Raw genomic sequence first — 3055 nt, 5'->3', positions numbered from 1 at the left:
TTAGTGTTGTTGGGTTATAGAACGAAATGGAATCATGGAAGTAAAAAGGAAGGGAAATGGTTCGATGTTTTCCATTTAGCTCAAAAGCCGCTTGAATTTTAGGGTCGTTAGAATTAGCGAATCCAAAGGTTTCTCTAAGAAAAGAATAAAGTTTTGGACGATCATATTCATTTTTAAAAGCGTCACTAAAAGCGATTAAGTCAGAGATATTTGGAGGTCGAGAACCGGTGAGCTTTTCATTACAAATTAGATCTAAATGAGCCCAATAAGGATCAGAGCCTGAATCGAGTTTTATTTCTTTCCATCTTTCGGATTCAAATATTCCCTCAGTAGCAAAACTAGAAAATGAAGAAGCAAGTAAGACGGTAGATAGTAGTAATTTTTTCATGAATATCCTTTTAGTTAGTCAAAAGCAACATGCTTGGGAATGATCCCAATAGGAATGTATATCATTTACTTGTGTTTTACTATAGGCAAATCTCGTAATTTTACGTGAGATATTGCCCTTGTGAATGGATTTTAGGATGTGTTTTATAAAATAACTAAAGGGAATGGAAGTAAATAACCTTTAGTTACAATGTGTTAATTTTCTTTTTTTAGATTTATAGGTTGTTCATATTCGATTCAGAAATGAAGTGATACAGTGAACATTCATTTATAAAAGAGAGTCATATTATGAAACAGCTATTAGCTACTACTGTTGCTTTGTTCGTTGGTTTTTTTGTATTGGTTTCGAGTTTATTTTTTGCGATTGGATTAAGTCTTGTTGGTTTTATTATGTCGAAAACGCACGGTAAAAAAGAAAAACAAACAATGGATAAAGAAGCTAGAATCATTGAAGGTGAATACTCTGATGTGACTAACTATTAATCACTTAGGGGTAATTCGTTGTATTTTAGTGAATCAAGTTCGAGGAAATAGAGAGATAAGGGTGAAATTATCGCTTACCTATGGGATATTTACTGCAGATATTAAGTAATGCAGCAATAGTTTAGAAGAGGTGAGCATGGAGAGACTGTTATTAGTCATAGATTTCTTATTAGAACATAAGATGATTTTTAGTATGCTAATCATCAGCTTTATTTTTCTATTGCGCCATTTTATGGTGAAGCATATTCGAGGGGATATCGCGTTTTTAACTGAAGATCAACGTAAGTGGATTTCTCGAACTAAGAATGGTTCATTTAGTTTCCTACTTATTATTTTATTTATTCTTTGGCAATCAGAAATAAATGAATTTGCTCTATCTGTAACGGCGATTGCCGTGGCGATTGTAGTAGCATCAAAAGAAATCATTCTTTGTTTTACTGGCTCAATACAACGTGCAAGTTCTCGTTCATTTCGTATCGGTGATTGGATTGAAGTTGGTTCATTATGTGGTGAAGTGATCGAGCACAATATGATGGCAACTGTGATTCAAGAAATTGATTTACACCATGGGCAATACGATTACACCGGAAAAACAGCAACCTTACCTAATAGTATGTTCTTCACATACCCAGTCAAAAACCTTAATTTCATGAAGCGTTATGTTTATCATAACTTTTCTATTTGCGTTAAAGAATTTGTAAATCTATACCCAATGATCCCTGACTTATTACATAAAATTGATACACATTGTGAAGATTTTATTGATGTCGCTAGACGCTATAATAGCGTGATAGAAAAACATGCAGGGGTCGATTTACCAGGTTCTGAGCCTCATATCCACATAACGACAACGTCACTGGGGGATCAAAAAGTTCATTACATGATTTTTTGCCCAACAGAAAAAGCATCTCATTTGGAGCAACTTATTCGCCAAGATTTTATGGTGATGTATGAAGAGAAGCATCCTCAGTAAAGAGGGTTAAGTAACGTTTTTGTATAGAGACAGGATTGAATTTTTTATGTGAGCGCGATTTATTTAAGTCGCGCTCATTTTTTATTCGTGTATAAAAGTGATTAATATGAAGGATTGATAGCGCCAGTTAAGATGGCTTTAGATACGCTTTGACAGCGATTGTTCGTACCTAATTTCGTTTGTGAATTGGTGAGATGGAATGTAACGGTTCGCTCCGCACACCCTAATATTTTTGATATCTCCCATGAGCTTTTTCCTTCACAAGCCCATGACAAACATTCTTTTTCTCGTTGAGTTAAATGTGCATTTGATGTTAATTCGTTTTGACTAATTCTTTGATAGCTATCCAACAAAGCAGGAATAATGACGGGAATATTCATGCAAGCATTAGCATATACATAATCTATATTCTTTCCTTCATTTGAATGAGCGAAGCTAATCATGCCAAACCCACCGTTAATTGTATGAATTGGGAAACTAAATCCTGAATGTAATCCTGAGATCTTCGCTTCTTTAATTACATTAGGTTTGCTTTTTTTTTGTGTTTTTTGATCAAAGAGATTCCAAGATATTGGTGAGTGATTAGATAAGCAATAATCGACAATTGGGTCATAATTAAGTTTTCTTCATCATAATAGTCGCGCCATTGTTTTGGGTAATTGTCTAATATTAATACATCTGATTTGATCATCGACTTTGGATTTATCATTGCGAAAAGATAATATTCGCAATGGATCATTTCTGTAAGTTTTTCTAAATTATTATCTATATCCTGATATTTTTTAGATGTTTGAATACTGTTAACTAATTTTAGTGTTGAATCTATATTCTCAATGTTCATTTGTTAATCCCCTAGTTAGTCTGATTAAAGTTTAATACTTGTTACTTTTATAATTATATTTTTGCGAGTTATATATCATTAAAACAGGTACTTAATGATAAATTTTTTCTGTAAATATGGCTTATGTCACACAATATCGATAAGTGTAAATGTAGATTTAATGTTAATCTCCTGTAGGATTGTACAGGTTTACGAATAAGATTTGATTGTTATAGTGGCGAAAACAAAGGAGCTATAATGACTATAATGACTATAATGATTAAAAAGGCAGAGTTTTCTACAATTCCAAATAGTGAATATTTGGGGATATTAAGTCTTAGATATCAAGTATTTAAGGAAAGATTGCAATGGGATTTAATATCTGAAAACAA

At 32.7% G+C, this 3055-nt stretch carries 4 protein-coding genes and 2 pseudogenes; 3 read left to right on the top strand and 3 right to left on the bottom strand.

What is annotated here, in order from left to right:
- The coding region (locus BTO22_RS20055) for a hypothetical protein (RefSeq protein ID WP_105056309.1) at positions 1 to 388 on the bottom strand (388 nt) is incomplete at its 3' end.
- A gap of 287 nt (positions 389 to 675) precedes the next feature.
- Between BTO22_RS20055 and BTO22_RS15845 the strand changes: the two genes are divergently transcribed.
- Together BTO22_RS15845 and BTO22_RS15840 are read left to right on the top strand one after the other, a co-directional pair.
- On the top strand, positions 676 to 870 hold the full coding sequence (locus tag BTO22_RS15845; RefSeq protein ID WP_105056308.1) for a hypothetical protein: 195 nt from the start codon (positions 676 to 678) through the stop codon (positions 868 to 870).
- 136 nt (positions 871 to 1006) lie between these two features.
- Positions 1007 to 1843 (top strand): mechanosensitive ion channel family protein, encoded by an 837-nt coding sequence (locus BTO22_RS15840; protein ID WP_181044669.1) that lies wholly within the window; start codon positions 1007 to 1009, stop codon positions 1841 to 1843.
- A 101-nt stretch (positions 1844 to 1944) separates the two neighbouring features.
- On the opposite strand, the gene BTO22_RS20350 is transcribed toward BTO22_RS15840, so the two are convergent.
- Positions 1945 to 2286, bottom strand: coding sequence for a helix-turn-helix domain-containing protein (locus BTO22_RS20350; RefSeq protein WP_308727220.1), 342 nt, complete (start codon positions 2284 to 2286; stop codon positions 1945 to 1947).
- Between the two features lie 33 nt (positions 2287 to 2319).
- Positions 2320 to 2552: pseudogene (locus BTO22_RS20345) on the bottom strand (autoinducer binding domain-containing protein); the annotation flags it as partial.
- A gap of 378 nt (positions 2553 to 2930) precedes the next feature.
- Here BTO22_RS20345 and BTO22_RS20250 point away from each other — a divergent pair.
- Positions 2931 to 3055: pseudogene (locus tag BTO22_RS20250) on the top strand (acyl-homoserine-lactone synthase); the annotation flags it as partial.

It is taken from the genome of Aliivibrio sifiae, assembly GCF_002954705.1.
Lineage (GTDB): Bacteria > Pseudomonadota > Gammaproteobacteria > Enterobacterales > Vibrionaceae > Aliivibrio > Aliivibrio sifiae_A.
Note: the sequence above shows the minus strand (reverse complement) of the source record. Positions and strands in the feature narration are given on the sequence as shown.